A 14944-nucleotide genomic window follows, 5' to 3' on the forward strand; every position below is an offset into this window, starting at 1 on the left:
TACTTACGATGTAAGCTTACGTTGTAAGTCAAGACTTACAACGTAAACTGCACTGGTGGAGAACGTGCGATGACGGCCGCGACCGACCCGACGGTGGAACCCCGAGTTCCCCTGACCAGGGAGCGCGTCCTGCGCGCCGCCGTCGCACTCGCCGACGACAGCGGCGTCGAGGCGCTCACGATGCGCCGGATCGCGCAGACGCTCGGGGTGGAGGCGATGTCGCTGTACCGCCACGTGAAGAACAAGGACGACCTCCTCGACGGCATGGTGGACGTCGTCTTCGGCGAGATCGACCTGCCGCCGCACGGTCCCGACTGGAGGTCCGCGATGCGACGGCGGGCGATCTCCGCACGGGAGGTGCTCGCACGGCACCGCTGGGCCACCGTCCTGATGGAATCGCGGGCGACCCCCGGCCCCGCGACGCTCCGGCACCACGACGCGGTGCTGGGGATTCTGCGAGCAGCGGGATTCTCCATCGCGCTTGCCGCGCATGCATTTTCGGCCCTGGACAGCTATGTCTACGGGTTCGCGATGCAGGAGACGAGCCTGCCGTTCGGCTCCTCCGACGAGCTCACCGACGTGGCGGAATCGATACTCGGCAGCGTCCCTGCCGGCGAGTACCCCCACCTCACCGAGTTCGTGACGCAGCACGCCATGGCGCCCGGATACGACTTCGGTGACGAGTACGAATACGGGCTCGATCTGATTCTCGACGGACTCGAGCGAGCGGGCGGACCGCCCCTGCCCAGTTGAGTGACCCCCGTTACATCTCGACTTTCAACTATTGAAAATGATCTGGCGGCTCACCCCCGGCTCGGAAGATCCTCGAACAAACGCGAGATCGAGGAGTCGAGATGCCACAAAACCCGGTTTCTTCCGGTACGCCAGCCGACGCAGCGCTACGCGTTGCGGCCAAAGAGCTTGTCGCGGAAGGTGTTGTCGCACTGACCCTGCGGCATCCCGACGGGCGGCGACTGCCGGACTGGGCCCCGGGAGCTCACATCGACCTGCTGCTACCCAATGGACTGACGCGGCAGTACTCGCTGTGCGGCGACCGGTGGGACGCGTACAGCTACCGCGTGGGGGTGCTGCGGGAACCCGCCGGCCGGGGCGGGTCGTCGTTCGTCCACGACGCACTCGCGGAGGGGGATCTCGTCGGGGTCGGCGGACCGCGCAACAACTTCCCGCTCGTCCCCGCGCCGAGGTACCTGTTCGTCGCCGGCGGTATCGGGATCACCCCGCTGCTGCCGATGGTTCGCCAGGCGGAACTGATGGGCATCGACTGGCAGCTTCTGTACGGTGGCCGCACCCGCACGTCCATGGCGTTCCGGGACGAACTCGCCGCTTACGGTGACCGAGTGTCCGTCGTGCCTCGGGACGAGCAGGGCCACCTCGACCTGCCGGCGCATCTCGCCGCGGCCGCCGCGACCGATGCGAAGGTCTACGTCTGCGGACCCGGACCGCTGCTCGCGGCCGTCGAAAACTGTTGCGCGGACTGGCCCGTCGGCAGGCTGAGGACCGAACGCTTCGTCGCGAAGGACCGCGGCGCGCCGCTGCGCGACGAACCGTTCGAGGTCGAACTCGCACGCTCCGGCCTCGCGGTGACGGTGACACCCGGGGCCAGCGTCCTCGACGCCGTGCAGGCGGCCGGGGTCAACGTCCTGTCCTCGTGCCGCGAGGGCACGTGCGGGACCTGTGAGACCACCGTCCTCGCCGGAGCCCCCGACCACCGCGATTCCGTCCTCGACGACGACGAGCGGTCCGTCGGCGACTGCATGCTCATCTGCGTTTCCCGGTCCTGCTCCGACCGTCTCGTGCTCGACCTCTGACCGACCCACTCGAAGGGATTCACCGTGACGATGTTCGCCCCCGCCCGCGCGTTGCCCGTCAGCGACGCCGACCCGTTCGCCCTCGACGTCCTGCAGGACCCGCTACCGTTCCAGGCCGACCTGCGGGACGCAGGCCCCGTCGTGTACCTGCGGCGATACGACGTCTTCGCGCTGGGCCGCTACGAGCAGGTCCACGCCGCGCTGACCGACTGGCAGTCGTTCCAATCCGCCGCCGGGGTCGGGCTGAGCAACTTCCGGGACGAGACCCCGTGGCGTCCGCCGAGCGTCCTGCTCGAGGCCGACCCGCCGCACCACGACGCTCCACGAGCGGTGCTGAGCAAGATTCTGGGTCCTCGTGCGCTGCAGAAGCTCAGAGCGTCCTGGATTCGGGACGCGGAGATCCTCGTCGACCAGTTGCTGTCGAATGCAACGGAATTCGATGCGGTCACCGACCTCGCCGCCGCGTTCCCGCTGCGGGTCTTTCCGGATGCCGTCGGCATTTCCGACGCCGGACGCGAGAACCTTCTGCCGTACGGCGATCACGCGTTCAACGCGTTCGGTCCGGTCAACAGCCTGGTGGAGAATGGGGCACCGCGGGTGGCCGAACTGATGGGCTGGGTCAACGCGCAATGCGCCCGCGACGCGCTCACCGGTGACGGCTTCGGCGCGCAGATCTGGGCGGCGGCGGACCGCGGCGACATCACGTACGAGCAGGCGCCGCTCGTCGTGCGGTCCCTGCTGACGGCGGGGGTCGACACCACGGTCAACGGCCTCGCGGCCGTGCTCTACGCGTTCGCGACGCATCCGGAACAGTGGGCGAGGCTGCGAGAGAACCGCACGCTGGCCCGGACGGCGTTCGACGAGGCGGTCCGATGGGAGTCGCCGGTCCAGACGTTCTTCCGAACCGCCACCAGCGACACCGAGATCGGCGGCACGATCATCCCGGACGGGAAGAAGATCCTGATGTTCCTCGGCGCCGCGAACCGCGACCCCCGCAGGTGGGACAACCCGGACGCGTTCGATCTGGGCCGCAACCCGTCCGGGCACGTGGGGTACGGGATGGGACTCCACCAGTGCGTCGGCCAGCACGTCGCCCGGCTCGAATCGGAGGCGCTGCTGACGGCACTGGCATCCCGGGTCGAATCACTGGAGGTCGCCGGACCGGTGCGGCGGCACCTCAACAACACGCTGCGGTCGTGGGAATCCGTGCCTGTGCGGGTGCGGTTGGCATAGTCACCTGACCATACGTACGTATGTATTGACCGAACAGAAGGCTGTCCGCGACTTCCTTCGAGCACCTCGAGACGCAGGTCCGGCAGGCCCGGATCCGGGCTATGCAAACCCCTCGGCCTGCCCGCGGAGCTCATTTGGCCGGCAGGCCATCGGACAAGTTCCGTGGGACATATGACCGTCCTGGTCGACTGTTTCGACGGCGGGTCTGCCCGCTAGATCTGCGCGGGGTGTTGCGACACGCTTCGGAGGAGCGCTTCCTGGTCGGTATGCCGTGTGAGTTAGTCGACTCGAGACTTTATGTCCGAGTATCGGTTTCGTCGTCCTGGGTCCGGACAGGTGCGCACGTCTCGGTGAGCGGCCGAAGCTTGCGAGTAGGCAGTCGAGCGTCGGGTACGCATCCGGTCGACCCGAAGACGATGTGGTTGCCGAGAGGGCGGCGGCGAGGACGCCCATCACCAGAGCCTGGGCCGGTGCAGAACTGGTCTCCGTCAGGCCTTGGCCCTCGATGATGTGCGGACGTTGCTGCGGTGATCGCGCGGTCGTCAGTGGCGTTTGCCGGTCTGGGTAGTTCCGGCGCCCGGTGGTGGGGTGTCGGCGCGGGCGAGTTCGGCTACGCGGTCGGCCAGTTCTCCGGTCAGTGTCGTGTCGGGTTCGGTGCTCGCGGCGTCCGCGAGTTGGGTGATGACGGTGGTGGTCGCCGGGTCGGTGGTCGCGGAGTGCTCGACTTGTTCTTGCGCCTCGATGTCTTCGAGGTGCTCGGCGAGCGAATCGGTGTCGAGTTGGTGGGCTGCCTTCTCGTTCAACTCGGCGTTCTCGACGGTCGCCGACCGAGGGGCGGCCACGGCGCCAGCGGCGGCGATATCCGATGCGCTGGCGTCATCCGTGTCGGCTGCGTTGCCGGAGACCGGGGTGATGCGGGGCTCGGTGTCGGCACCACGATGGGCACGGTCCTGGTCACCCAGAACGGTGCCGACGGCACAATCGAGCAGGTTGAGGCTGCCCCGGTACAGCCGCCGGGCCGGTGCCGCGGGTGCCAGGTGTGCGATGACCTGGTCGTCGATCAGATGGAGCGGGTAGCGCACGATCGTGTACTGCACGCGCAGTATGGCCAGGGGGAGGGCGGTGATGGCGTTCATGAGGCCTCTATATCGGGTGGAAGTTCAGGACGGCGTGTTGCCGCTGAGGGGTCTACCGACGTCCGCTTACCCGAAACAGCGTCCGATTACCCACGCCTTGACGCGAATGGTGGCGCGCCGCCGCCAGCCGACTCGCGCGGCGTGGTCGGGTGCCCTTTGTGCTGCCTGGCACCGGACCCTTCGTTGCGCATCCAGGGATGGGCGTGGGACGGGAAGAACCGTGAACCCGGCGTCACCCTGTTTCCGGGCCGGAAGTCAAGTACCGCAGAAGGTTTGGAAGGTCTTGCTGAACGACGGTGGGGCGGGTGTGGTGTAGTCGGACCACTCGTCGCGGCGGTCGAACGGATGCGTGACGACCTCCAATAGTTTCTCGAACGGAGCGAGCTCCCCGTCGGTCGCGGCGCGCAAAGCGGCATCGAGCTGATGATTGCGCGGGATGTACAGCGGGTTGACGCAGTCCATCGCGTCCGCGGTCTCCGCTGCCCCGCGCCCATGTTTCGTCAGTGCGCCGCGCCAGCGTTCCAACCACGGCCCGATGCGCTCGCGCGGTACGAGACCGTCGAGAGGCGTCGAATTGCCGCGTAGCTCGTCCGCGAGAGCACGGAAGCTGCCCGTCCAGTCCATACTGGATTCCTCCAGCAGCGTCAGCAGGTCGTCGACCAATGCCCGATCGATGGCTTTGCCGGCCAACCCGAGCTTTGCCGCCATACCGGCCGCATAGTGGGCGTCGTAACGCTCGTCGAAGGTATCGAGGACTGCCGACACCGCGGCAATCGCGTCATCCGGGGTGGAACCGATCAGTGTCAGTAGAGTTTCCGCGAAGCGCGCGAGATTCCACTTCAGGACAGCAGGCTGGTTGCCGAACGCATAGCGGCCGCCGTGGTCGATCGAACTGAACACCGCGGCCGGGTCGAACGCGTCGAGGAACGCGCACGGACCGTAGTCGATGGTCTCACCCGAAACGGTCGTGTTGTCGGTGTTCATCACCCCATGCACGAAACCGGTGAGCATCCATTTCGCCACCAGTGACGCCTGCGCCTCCACCACCGCCTCGAAGAATGCCAGGTAGCGACTACCGTCACCGTCCGCCGGCAGTTCGGTCAGCTCCGGGTAGTGGCGGGCGATCGCGTAATCGGCGAGCGGCTGCAACACCTCACCCTGCCGCACCGCGTATTCAAAGGTGCCCACCCGCAGGTGACTGGCCGCGACCCGAGCGAGCACGGCACCGGGCTCGGCACCGTGTCGGTGGACGTGCTGACCCGTCGTGACCACCGACAGCGCGCGCGTAGTGGGGATGCCGAGGGCGTACATGGCCTCGCTGACCAGATATTCGCGCAGCATCGGGCCGACCACCGCGAACCCGTCGCCGCCCCGGGAGAACGGCGTGCGCCCCGAGCCCTTGAGATGCAGATCCACCCGTTGCCCATCACTGTTCGTCAGTTCGCCGAGCAGCAACGCCCGACCGTCCCCGAGGAGCGGTGCGTATCCGCCGAACTGGTGGCCCGCATACGCCATCGCCACCGGCTTGGCCCCGGCCGGTGCCGTCGATCCGGACAGGACGCCGACCCCGTCCTCTCGTCGCAGTGCCTGGACGTCCAACCGCAGCGACGCCGCGAGTTGCTCGTTCAGCACGAGCAACGTGGGGTCAGGCGCAGGAGCACCCTGCCACGGCACCGTCAAGGCGCCCAGCTCGTCGGCGAAGGTGCTCTCGAGGCCAGCCACGGCGGTATTCGTGCTCACTGTGGAATCGGGGATTGCAGCCATCATGCGAGCGTAACCACCTCGACCTGTCTCGTCGCGCACGACCGAGAGAACATCCGAAAACCAAGAAGACTGCCGGGGACCCCGTGCCTGCCACCTGGCCCAGGCAGGGCAGCATCGCCCTCGTAGCGATTCCGCTGAGCTGGTCCCGGAGTCGTCGCGTCCGGAGGGCTAAGCAACGACCGAAGTGTGGCTACCTGGCGAGCTCGGGTGTGCCGTACGCAGCACTGGTGTGGTGTTCGCGACCATTGGGCAGTTCGCCACCGTTTCGCACCAGCCTATGGCTGATGCGGAACGTGAGACGGTCGTCGAGGAGCCGTTGCGGACCAAAGAGGGTCAGGTTCTGTGAGTGCTGGAGCGCGACGGCAAGACCGATGAGCTCACACCCGTGTCGGTGATCGCCGCCGAACTCGGCTGCCGGCAACACGTTCGTGGTCGCGAAATCTGCGGCACTGCTGCGCAGGTTCAGCGGATGGACGAGGCCAGGGCTGCAGGCCGAAGCGGACCGCGCGGATCCGCAACCGGAATAGGGTCCTGGAAGCGGTCGGACGCCAACTGGAGACGAGCGTTACAGAGCGGGTGTCTTGGATCCGCCGCACGGTCTCGGACCGCGGGAATCGTCTTGTCAGGGTGAGTCCCGCTGGTCCTGAAATGTTGCTTGGTGCGAGGTCGAAATGTCTGTTCGGGTGAGCGTCCTCATTACGAAGGGGATGCAGCCGTTACTGTGTGCATTCGACGATTGCCCGGCGAAGAAGGAGACAACATGGCGGTATCACCGAGGGGTTTTGAAGGTTTGCCGAAGAAGACGACCAAGGCGATTCGTGAGTGGGCGATCAGGGAGGGTCGCGAAGTGTCTTCCCGCGGAAGGATTCCGGCCGAGATCGTGCACGCTTTCGACGAGGCTCAGGCGAAGAAGGTTCAGGTTGAGCCGACGCCGGTGAAGAAGACGGCTGCGAAGAAGACGACGGCCGCGAAGAAGACGGCTGCGAAGAAGCCAGCTGCGAAGAACACGACCGCGGCGGCTCCGGTCAAGAGGGCGGCGGCGAGCAAGGCTCCGGCGAAGAAGACGACGCGAGAGATTCGTGAGTGGGCGATCAGGGAGGGTCGCGAAGTGTCTTCCCGTGGAAGGATTCCGGCCGAGATCGAGCACGCTTTCGACGAGGCTCAGGCGAAGAAGGTTCAGGTTGAGCCGGCGCCGGTGAAGAAGACGGCTGCGAAGACGACGGCTGCGAAGAAGACGGCCGCGAAGAAGACGGCCGCGAAGACGACGGCCGCGAAGACGCCGGCTGCGAAGAACACGACCGCGGCGGCGGCTCCGGCCAAGAGGGTGGCGGCGAGCAAGGCTCCGGCGAAGAAGACGACGCGAGAGATTCGTGAGTGGGCGATCAGGGAGGGTCGCGAAGTGTCCTCCCGCGGAAGGATTCCGGCCGAGATCGAGCTCGCTTTCGACGAGGCTCAGGCGAAGAAGGTTCAGGTTGAGCCGGCGCGGGTGAAGAAGACGGCTGCGAAGACGACAGCTGTGAAGACGACGCCCGCGAAGACGACGCCCGCGAAGAAGACGGCCGCGAAGAAGACGACGCCCGCGAAGAAGACGGCCGCGAAGACGCCGGCCGCGAAGAACACGGCCGCGGCGGCTCCGGCCAAGAGGGTGGCGGCGAGCAAGGATCCGGCGAAGAAGAAGGGTGGGAAGAAGATAGTCGCGGAGAAGGCGGCTTTGGAGAAGAAGGCCGTGAAGAAGATGGTCGCGGTGAAGCCGCCGGTGAAGAGGTCAGTGGTGAGTGCGGCTCCGGCGAAGAAGACGTCCAGGGAGATTCGTGAGTGGGCGATCGGGGCGGGTCACGAAGTGTCCTCCCGTGGTCGGATTCCGGCTGAGCTCGAGCGAGCCTTCCATGACGCTCAGGCGACGAAGGCTCAGGCGACGAAGGCTCAGACGAAAAAGGCGCCGGCGACGAAGGCGGCTGAGAAGAAGACAGTCGTGAAGAAGGCTGCCGTGAAGAAGATGGTCGCGGTGAAGCTGCCGGTGAAGAGGTCAGTGGTGAGTGCGGCTCCGGCGAAGAAGACGTCCAGGGAGATTCGTGAGTGGGCGATCGGGGCGGGTCACGAAGTGTCCTCCCGCGGTCGGATCTCGGCTGAGCTCGAGCGAGCCTTCCATGACGCACAGGCAGAGATGCCGGTCGCGTGAGTGCGACACCGCCCTGATGGATCCCGCGGGATGGCCTCGTTCTCGCCGCTTGTCGGAACGGCGAGCGCATCGTCGAGGTCCACACCACCGCTCTCCACAAATATGAGAGGCCGCCCCGGGTCGAGCGAGGCGGCCGGGCGGTGCTGGTGCATGTCACGCCCGCCGGTGTCAAGGTGGTCGAGTCACGGCCATCAGGCCGGCGGCACCGTGTCTCTCACCGAGTAAGGAAGCAGCCGTGACCATCCCGCACGCCTTTCCCCTGGAGCCCACGCCGATCCATGTGTCCGACGAGGTCCTCGATGACCTGCGCGCCCGTCTCACACTGACTCGTCCGCCGCTGGACGAGGGGAACGGGGACTGGTTCTACGGTGTCCCGGACGGTTATCTCCGTGAGCTGGTTGCCTACTGGCGGGACGGCTACGACTGGCGCGAGGCCGAGGCCGCCATCAACGCCTACGAGCACTACCAGGTGAGCGTCGCCGGTGTTCCGGTGCACTTCATGCGCAAGCCCGGCCTCGGCCCGCGCCCGATCCCGTTGATCCTCACCCACGGCTGGCCGTGGACGTTCTGGCACTGGTCGAAGGTGATCGACCCGCTCGCCGACCCGGCCGCGTTCGGTGGTGACCCCGCCGACGCGTTCGATGTCATCGTGCCGTCCCTGCCCGGCTTCGGTTTCCCAGGCGCGCTCACAGGCTTTTCGGACGTCAACTTCTGGAAGGTCTCCGACCTCTGGCACACCCTGATGACCGAGACCCTGGGATACGAGAAGTACGCTGCCGGGGGCTGCGACATCGGCGGGATCGTCTCCAGCCAGCTCGGCCACAAGTACGCCGACGAACTGTATGGCATCCACATCGGCTCCGGGCTGCCGCTCGACTTCTTCACCGGCCCACGCGCCTGGGACTTCGCCCGGAATCGGCCCCTCGCCGACGACCAGCCCGCAGATGTCCGTGCCCGCATCATCGAGCTGGACCACCGCTCGGCGTCCCACCTCGCCGTACACATGCTCGATGGTGCCACCCTGGCCCACGGGCTGAGCGACTCACCCGCGGGACTGCTCGCCTGGCTGCTGGAGCGCTGGAGCGCTGGAACGCCTGGAGCGACAACGGCGGCGACGTCGAGTCCGTCTTCACCAGGGACGACCTGCTCACTCACGCCACGATCTACTGGGTGAACAACTCCATCGCCACGTCGATGCGTTATTGCGCCAACGCCAACCGCTACCCCTGGGCTCCCGCCCACGACCGCACCCCGGTCGTGCAGGCCCCGGTCGGCCTCACCTTCGTCACATACGAGAACCCGCCCGGCATCCACACCGCCGACGAGCGTGTCCGGGCGTTCGAGACCGGCCCGCAGGCCGAGTGGTTCAACCACGTCAACGTCAACGCCCACGACCACGGCGGCCACTTCATCCCCTGGGAGAACCCCGACGCCTGGGTGAGCGACCTGCGCCGCACCTTCCACGGCCGCAGGCCTTGAACGACCCCTGCGGGGTGGCGGCCGCAGCTACCCGACATCCCCGATCACGTCGCGCAGTACCCGGGTGACCGTCTGCACTGCGGGCGAAGGGTTGGTGTCCTGCCAGGCCATGGCGATGGGGAGGGTGGGGGCGTCGCCGGCGATGGGCAGGTATTCGACACCGTCCATGGTGAGGTGCGCCGTCGAATCCACCACGACGGCCACTCCGACCCCGGCGCCGACCATCGCGAGGAGGCTATACGGGTCGGGCGCCTCGTGCGCGACGACGGGGGCGAATCCTGCTGCCGCGCACAGTGCAAGCGTGGCGTCGCGGACGACGGATCCGTGTTCGGCGGGGTAGATCACGAAGCGTTCGCTCGCCAGTTCCTGCGGCACGACGGCACCTGCGTCGATGAGACGGTGCCCGGCCGGGACTGCGACCATCAGGGCCTCTTTGCGCACGGTGTGGGTGGCGAATCCCCGCGGGACCGGCAGTCCCACGATGCCCATGTCGAGGGTTCCGCGGGTGAGGGCGTCGAGCACCTCACCGGAGTACATCTGCGGGCGGAGGTCCAGTTCGATGCCGGGGTAGGCGTCGGCGAGGGAGCGGGCGAGGACGGACAGCACGGTGTAGCCGCCTGCGCCGCCGAAGCCGACGGTCACGCGGCCGGTCTCCCCGGCGGCCGCCGCCTGCGCGATGCCCCGCACGATCCCGACCTGCGCCTCGATGGTCCGGGCCGGCCCCACCAGCGCCTCGCCCGCGGCCGTGAGCCGGACGGAGCGGGTGGTGCGGACGAACAGGTCGGTGCCCAGTTCGCGTTCGAGGGCCCGCACGGTCTGGCTGAGCGGGGATTGCGCCACGTGGAGACGCTCGGCGGCCCGCCCGAAGTGCAGTTCTTCCGCGACCGCGAGAAAGGCGTGCAGGTGACGGAGTTCCACGACCCCTCCTCGCGACTATGTGTCTGGATCACCTAAACAAGCTGAATTAAGTCTTGGACTCTACACGGATTCGCGAGCATAGTGATTCACACCTCACCCGCACCTCGGTGTGATGCCTCCGAGCACGAAAGTCAGGGAGAACCGTGAATCCGAATCCCGGCCGCGACGCCGCACCACCCGAAAACAGCACCCGGCAGGCCCGCAAGGCGGGTGTCACCGCCTTCGTCGGCACCACCATCGAGTGGTTCGACTTCTACATCTACGGCACCGCCTCCGCGCTCGTGCTGGGTCGGCTGTTCTTCCCCGACGCCTCGCCCGCGGTGGGCACCCTCGCCGCCTTCGCGACGTTCGCGATCGGGTTCGTGGCCCGCCCGCTCGGCGGGATCGTGTTCGGTCACTTCGGCGACAAGTTCGGACGCAAGAACGCCGTGATCATCACGCTGATTCTGATGGGGGTCGGCACGGTCGGCGTCGGCTGTCTGCCCACCTACTCGCAGATCGGGATCTGGGCGCCCATACTGCTCGTCGCGCTCCGCGTGGTCCAGGGCATCGCCATGGGCGGCGAATGGGGTGGCGCGGTGCTCATCGCCACCGAATTCGCACCACCGAACAAGAAGGTGCTGTACGGCGCATTCGCGCAGCAGGGATCGCCCGTCGGCAATCTGCTCGCAACCCTGGCGTTCCTGGCACTGACGCTGTTGTCGGACAGCGTGTTCGAGTCCTGGGGCTGGCGTCTGCCGTTCCTCGCGTCCGCCGCCCTCGTCGTCGTCGCGCTGTACATCCGGTTGCGGATCTCGGAGACACCGGAGATGAAGAAGGCCGTCGTCGCCCAGGAGCGCACCCGGATGCCGCTCGTCGAGGTGCTGCGCTCGCACCCCGTCGAACTCGTCCTCGGCGTCGGTGCCGTGGTCGCGGGTGTCGCCATCACCTATGTGAAGACCACGTTCGCACTCGCCTGGGCCACCGCCGATCTCGGATTCGACCGCGGGGACTTCCTGCTCGTGATCACGATCGCGCTCGTCGCGCAGGTGCTCGTGCAGCCGTTCGGCGCCGTGCTGGCCACGAAGATCGATCCGTCGCGGGCGGTCCGGTGGATGCTGCTGCCCGAACTCGTGTTGCTGCCGGTGATGTTCCTCCTCGTCCAGACGGGGTCGGTGCCCCTGGCCATGCTCGGCATGGTGCTGGCCACGGCGCCGCACGCGATGTACTACGCCGCGCTCGCCGGCATCCTCGCCCAGGTCTTCCCGACCAACGTCCGTTACACCGGAATCTCGCTGTCGTATCAGCTGTCGACGGCGATCTTCGCCGGAACAGCCCCGATGCTCTGCCAGTTCCTGCTCACCCACACCGACTCGATCTGGCCGGTCGTCGCTCTCGGGCTCAGCTATGTCGTGCTCTCGCTCGCCTGCATGACCCTGCTGCTCCGCCGCGGGAAAGCCCGCTCGGGCCGGACCGACGCCGAGCCCCGTCCCGAACACACCTCGACCCGGAAAGATGTTGCACACTCATGAATTTCGCACACACCGATCCCGCCCTGCGTGCCGTCGTCGACCGGTGGACCACAGCGTCCGACCGGGACAGGCTGAACACCCTGCTCGACCGGCTGGGCGCCGACGCAGACGGGCGACTCGACGCCCTCGCCGCCACCGCCGACAAGAATCCGCCGGTGCTGCAGCAGTTCGACCGGGACGGCGAACGCATCGACCGGATCGCGTATCACCCCTCCTACCAGGAACTGTGCCGCGCCGCATACAGCGAATACGGACTGTCCGCACTGTCGCACCGCGGCGGCCTGCACGGCTGGGACGCAGTCCCGCCGCACCTCGTGAAGTACCTCGCGTCGTACGTGTTCGTGCAGGCCGAGTTCGGGCTGGCGTGCCCCGTGTCGATGACCGATGCCGCCGCCCGCACACTGCGCATGTTCGGTGACCCGGACGTGTTCGGACCGTGGATCGACGCGCTGACGTCGACGGACCCCGAGGGCGCGATGACCGGCGCGATGTTCATGACCGAACCTCAGGCCGGCACCGACATCGCCCGCACGGAGACCCGGGCCGAGCGTGACGGCGACGCGTGGCGGCTCACCGGGAAAAAATGGTTCGCGTCCAATCCCGATGCCGACGTCATCGTGACCCTGGCCCGGTTCCCCGGCGGCGACGACCAGTCCACCCGCGGCGTCGGAATGTTCATGGTGCCCAAGGTTCTGGCGAACGGCGAGCGCAACAGCTTCACGATCGACAGGTTGAAGGACAAGCTCGGCACCCGATCGATGCCCAGCGGCGAGGTGTCGCTGACCGGCGCGTACGCCCTGCAGGTGGGCGAACTCGACCGCGGGTTCCGGCAGATGGCCGAGATGGTGAACACGTCGCGGTTGTCGAACGCGATGCGGTCGAGCGCCCTGATGCGACGAGCCGTGCGCGACGCCGTCGACCACACCCGGGAGCGGGTCGTGTTCGGCAAGGCCCTGTTCGACCAGCCCCTGATGCGCGCCACCCTGCTGCCGCTCGCGCTCGACGCCGAGGCGGCGCTCGCCCTGGTCGCGTACAGCGCGCAGTGCCTGCAGGCCGCCGACGGCGGCGACGACTCCGCGCGTGCCCTGATCCGGGTCCTCACCCCGCTCGCGAAGCACTACATCTGCAAGCGGGCGCGGGTGGTCACCGGCGAGGCCATGGAGGTTCGGGGCGGCAACGGTTACATCGAGGAATGGGCCCACGCCCGGCTGGTCCGCGACGCCCACCTGGGATCGATCTGGGAGGGGTCGAGCAACGTCATCGCCCTGGACGTGCTGCGGTGCATGCGCAAGCTCGGTGCGCATCGCCGGCTGGCCGAAACGATGCGCGGCATCCTCGCCGGATGGGGACCCGACTGCGGCGCCGGCGCCGACGTTCTCCGTCGACGCTGGGACGACCTCGTCGAGGAAGGCGATCTGCTGGTCGCCGGCGACGACGACACCGCGCAGGCCGGATGCGCACGCTACGCGAACGAACTTGCCCGCGCGGCGATGGCCACCCTGCTCTACGACCTCGCCGACTTCGCGATCACCTCGGGCAGCGGCTACCGGTCGCTGCTCGTCGCGAACGCCTACCTGTCCGGCGACACCGGCCACCTCCCGGGGGCTGCCCTCCACCATCTCGCGGCCGTCGTCGACGGTACCGACGTCACCGCGGACGCCGCGCAGGCCGCCGCACCCCGATCCGACTCTGCGACAGGAGCTCTCCTGTGAACACCACCCACACCGGACCGGCGCCCCTCGCGGGTGTCCGGGTGCTGGACCTCTCCAAGATCCTCGCCGGACCGTACGCCACCATGTCGCTCGCGGACCTCGGCGCCGACGTCACCAAGGTCGAACACCCCGACGGCGGCGATCCGACACGGTCGTGGGGGCCGCCGTTCGTCGGCCCCGACGCTACGTACTACCTCGCGATCAACCGGGGCAAGAAGTCGGTGACCGTCGACCTCAAATCGGAAGAGGGACAAGACGTCATCCACCGAATTTTGGAGGAGACCGACGTCGTCGTCGAGAACTTCAAGCCCGGCAGTGGATTACAGCGGATCTTCGACTACCGGACGCTGTCCGAGCGGTACCCGCATCTGGTCGTGCTGCACATCTCCGCGTTCGGGGAGCAGGGTCCGCTGCGCGACGAACCGGGCTACGACATGATCGCGCAGGCCGCAGGCGGACTGATGTCACTCACCGGTGAGCCGGGCGGGGCGCCGATGAAGGCCGGATTCGCGATGGGCGATCTGGGGGCGGCGCTCTTCGGGCTGATCGGCGTGCTCGCCGCCCTCGTGGAACGGTCGAGGACCGGCCGAGGGCAGTACGTGACGACGTCGCTGTTCGAGTGCCAGCTCGCCCTGCATGTGAACTGGGCGACCAATTACTTCGCGACCGGCGAGCGTCCCGGCGCACTGGGATCCGGTCATCCGAATCTCGCTCCCTATCAAGCGTTTCCCGCGAGCGACGGATACTTCGTCGTCGCGGTGGGCAACGACAGCCAGTGGGGGAGCCTGTGCTCGGCGATCGCACGCGAAGATCTGACGGTCGACCCGCGATTCGCGCGCAACCGTGACCGCGTGGCGAATCGCGGCGATCTCGACCGGGAACTGTCGGCGGCCTTCGCATCGGGCACCGTCGAGCAATGGTGCGACACGCTCACCGCGCACGCCGTGCCCGTGTCACCGATCCGGCACCTCGACGAGATCTACGCCGACCCGCACACTGCGGCACTCGGAATGATCGGCACTGTCGACCACCCGACGCTCGGCAGCCTGCAGCAGATCGCGTTTCCGGTCAGTTTCGCAGGCGAACGCCCGCACCTGACGTCCGCGCCGCCGGTACTGGGCGCCGACACCGACGAGATCCTCGCTGCCCATCGGCCGCAGTCGGTGGTCGGCGGGTAGACCCG

The 14944-nt window shown here is 67.6% G+C and carries 12 protein-coding genes; 9 read left to right on the forward strand and 3 right to left on the reverse strand.

The window, feature by feature from the left end:
* Positions 1-69 precede the first annotated feature (69 nt).
* From WKC72_RS08170 to WKC72_RS08180, 3 genes are all read left to right on the forward strand, one after another.
* Positions 70-753 (forward strand): TetR/AcrR family transcriptional regulator, encoded by a 684-nt coding sequence (locus WKC72_RS08170; RefSeq protein ID WP_370182255.1) that lies wholly within the window; start codon positions 70-72, stop codon positions 751-753.
* A 101-nt stretch (positions 754-854) separates the two neighbouring features.
* A complete protein-coding gene (locus WKC72_RS08175) occupies positions 855-1829 on the forward strand; it encodes a 2Fe-2S iron-sulfur cluster-binding protein (RefSeq protein ID WP_370182256.1) in 975 nt (324 codons plus the stop codon).
* 30 nt (positions 1830-1859) lie between these two features.
* Entirely contained in the window at positions 1860-3062 is a 1203-nt protein-coding gene (locus WKC72_RS08180) for a cytochrome P450 (protein ID WP_370184286.1), read from the forward strand.
* 542 nt (positions 3063-3604) lie between these two features.
* Here the strand turns inward: WKC72_RS08180 and WKC72_RS08185 are convergent.
* The gene (locus WKC72_RS08185; protein ID WP_128641038.1) at positions 3605-4198 is read right to left on the reverse strand and encodes a hypothetical protein; all 594 of its coding nucleotides are present in this window, start codon (positions 4196-4198) and stop codon (positions 3605-3607) included.
* A gap of 255 nt (positions 4199-4453) precedes the next feature.
* Positions 4454-5965, reverse strand: a complete 1512-nt coding sequence (locus WKC72_RS08190; RefSeq protein WP_128641039.1) for a YdiU family protein — start codon at positions 5963-5965, stop codon at positions 4454-4456.
* Positions 5966-6722: 757 nt separating this feature from the next.
* Here WKC72_RS08190 and WKC72_RS08195 point away from each other — a divergent pair.
* From WKC72_RS08195 to WKC72_RS08205, 3 genes are all read left to right on the forward strand, one after another.
* On the forward strand, positions 6723-8141 hold the full coding sequence (locus WKC72_RS08195) for a histone-like nucleoid-structuring protein Lsr2 (protein ID WP_370182257.1): 1419 nt from the start codon (positions 6723-6725) through the stop codon (positions 8139-8141).
* Positions 8142-8376: 235 nt separating this feature from the next.
* Positions 8377-9315: an epoxide hydrolase family protein gene (locus WKC72_RS08200; RefSeq protein WP_370182258.1), complete on the forward strand. Its 939-nt coding sequence runs from the start codon at positions 8377-8379 to the stop codon at positions 9313-9315.
* Positions 9312-9620, forward strand: a complete 309-nt coding sequence (locus WKC72_RS08205) for a hypothetical protein (protein ID WP_370182259.1) — start codon at positions 9312-9314, stop codon at positions 9618-9620. The genes WKC72_RS08200 and WKC72_RS08205 overlap by 4 nt, the downstream gene beginning before the upstream one ends.
* A gap of 27 nt (positions 9621-9647) precedes the next feature.
* Here WKC72_RS08205 and WKC72_RS08210 read toward each other — a convergent pair whose 3' ends face one another.
* A complete protein-coding gene (locus WKC72_RS08210; RefSeq protein ID WP_128641043.1) occupies positions 9648-10538 on the reverse strand; it encodes a LysR family transcriptional regulator in 891 nt (296 codons plus the stop codon).
* Positions 10539-10681: 143 nt separating this feature from the next.
* Between WKC72_RS08210 and WKC72_RS08215 the strand changes: the two genes are divergently transcribed.
* Genes WKC72_RS08215 through WKC72_RS08225 form a run of 3 tightly spaced genes read left to right on the forward strand, consistent with a single transcriptional unit; the run spans position 10682 to position 14939 of the window.
* Positions 10682-12049 (forward strand): MFS transporter, encoded by a 1368-nt coding sequence (locus tag WKC72_RS08215; RefSeq protein WP_370182261.1) that lies wholly within the window; start codon positions 10682-10684, stop codon positions 12047-12049.
* Positions 12046-13761, forward strand: a complete 1716-nt coding sequence (locus WKC72_RS08220; RefSeq protein WP_370182262.1) for an acyl-CoA dehydrogenase family protein — start codon at positions 12046-12048, stop codon at positions 13759-13761. The genes WKC72_RS08215 and WKC72_RS08220 overlap by 4 nt, the downstream gene beginning before the upstream one ends.
* The gene (locus tag WKC72_RS08225; RefSeq protein ID WP_370182263.1) at positions 13758-14939 is read left to right on the forward strand and encodes a CaiB/BaiF CoA transferase family protein; all 1182 of its coding nucleotides are present in this window, start codon (positions 13758-13760) and stop codon (positions 14937-14939) included. Before WKC72_RS08220 ends, WKC72_RS08225 begins: the two co-directional genes overlap by 4 nt.
* Positions 14940-14944: the final 5 nt, after the last annotated feature.

Source organism: Rhodococcus wratislaviensis (genome assembly GCF_041228765.1).
In the GTDB taxonomy this organism is placed as follows: Bacteria; Actinomycetota; Actinomycetes; order Mycobacteriales; family Mycobacteriaceae; genus Rhodococcus_F; species Rhodococcus_F wratislaviensis.

What these genes read in the sequence shown, in the direction of transcription:
- WKC72_RS08175 (WP_370182256.1), top strand. Translation starts at nt 855, where the DNA reads ATGCCACAAAACCCGGTTTCTTCCGGTACGCCAGCCGACGCAGCGCTA.
- WKC72_RS08180 (WP_370184286.1), top strand. Translation starts at nt 1,860, where the DNA reads ATGTTCGCCCCCGCCCGCGCGTTGCCCGTCAGCGACGCCGACCCGTTC.
- WKC72_RS08220 (WP_370182262.1), top strand. Translation starts at nt 12,046, where the DNA reads ATGAATTTCGCACACACCGATCCCGCCCTGCGTGCCGTCGTCGACCGG.
- WKC72_RS08190 (WP_128641039.1), bottom strand. Translation starts at nt 5,965, where the DNA reads ATGATGGCTGCAATCCCCGATTCCACAGTGAGCACGAATACCGCCGTG.
- WKC72_RS08195 (WP_370182257.1), top strand. Translation starts at nt 6,723, where the DNA reads ATGGCGGTATCACCGAGGGGTTTTGAAGGTTTGCCGAAGAAGACGACC.
- WKC72_RS08185 (WP_128641038.1), bottom strand. Translation starts at nt 4,198, where the DNA reads ATGAACGCCATCACCGCCCTCCCCCTGGCCATACTGCGCGTGCAGTAC.
- WKC72_RS08170 (WP_370182255.1), top strand. Translation starts at nt 70, where the DNA reads ATGACGGCCGCGACCGACCCGACGGTGGAACCCCGAGTTCCCCTGACC.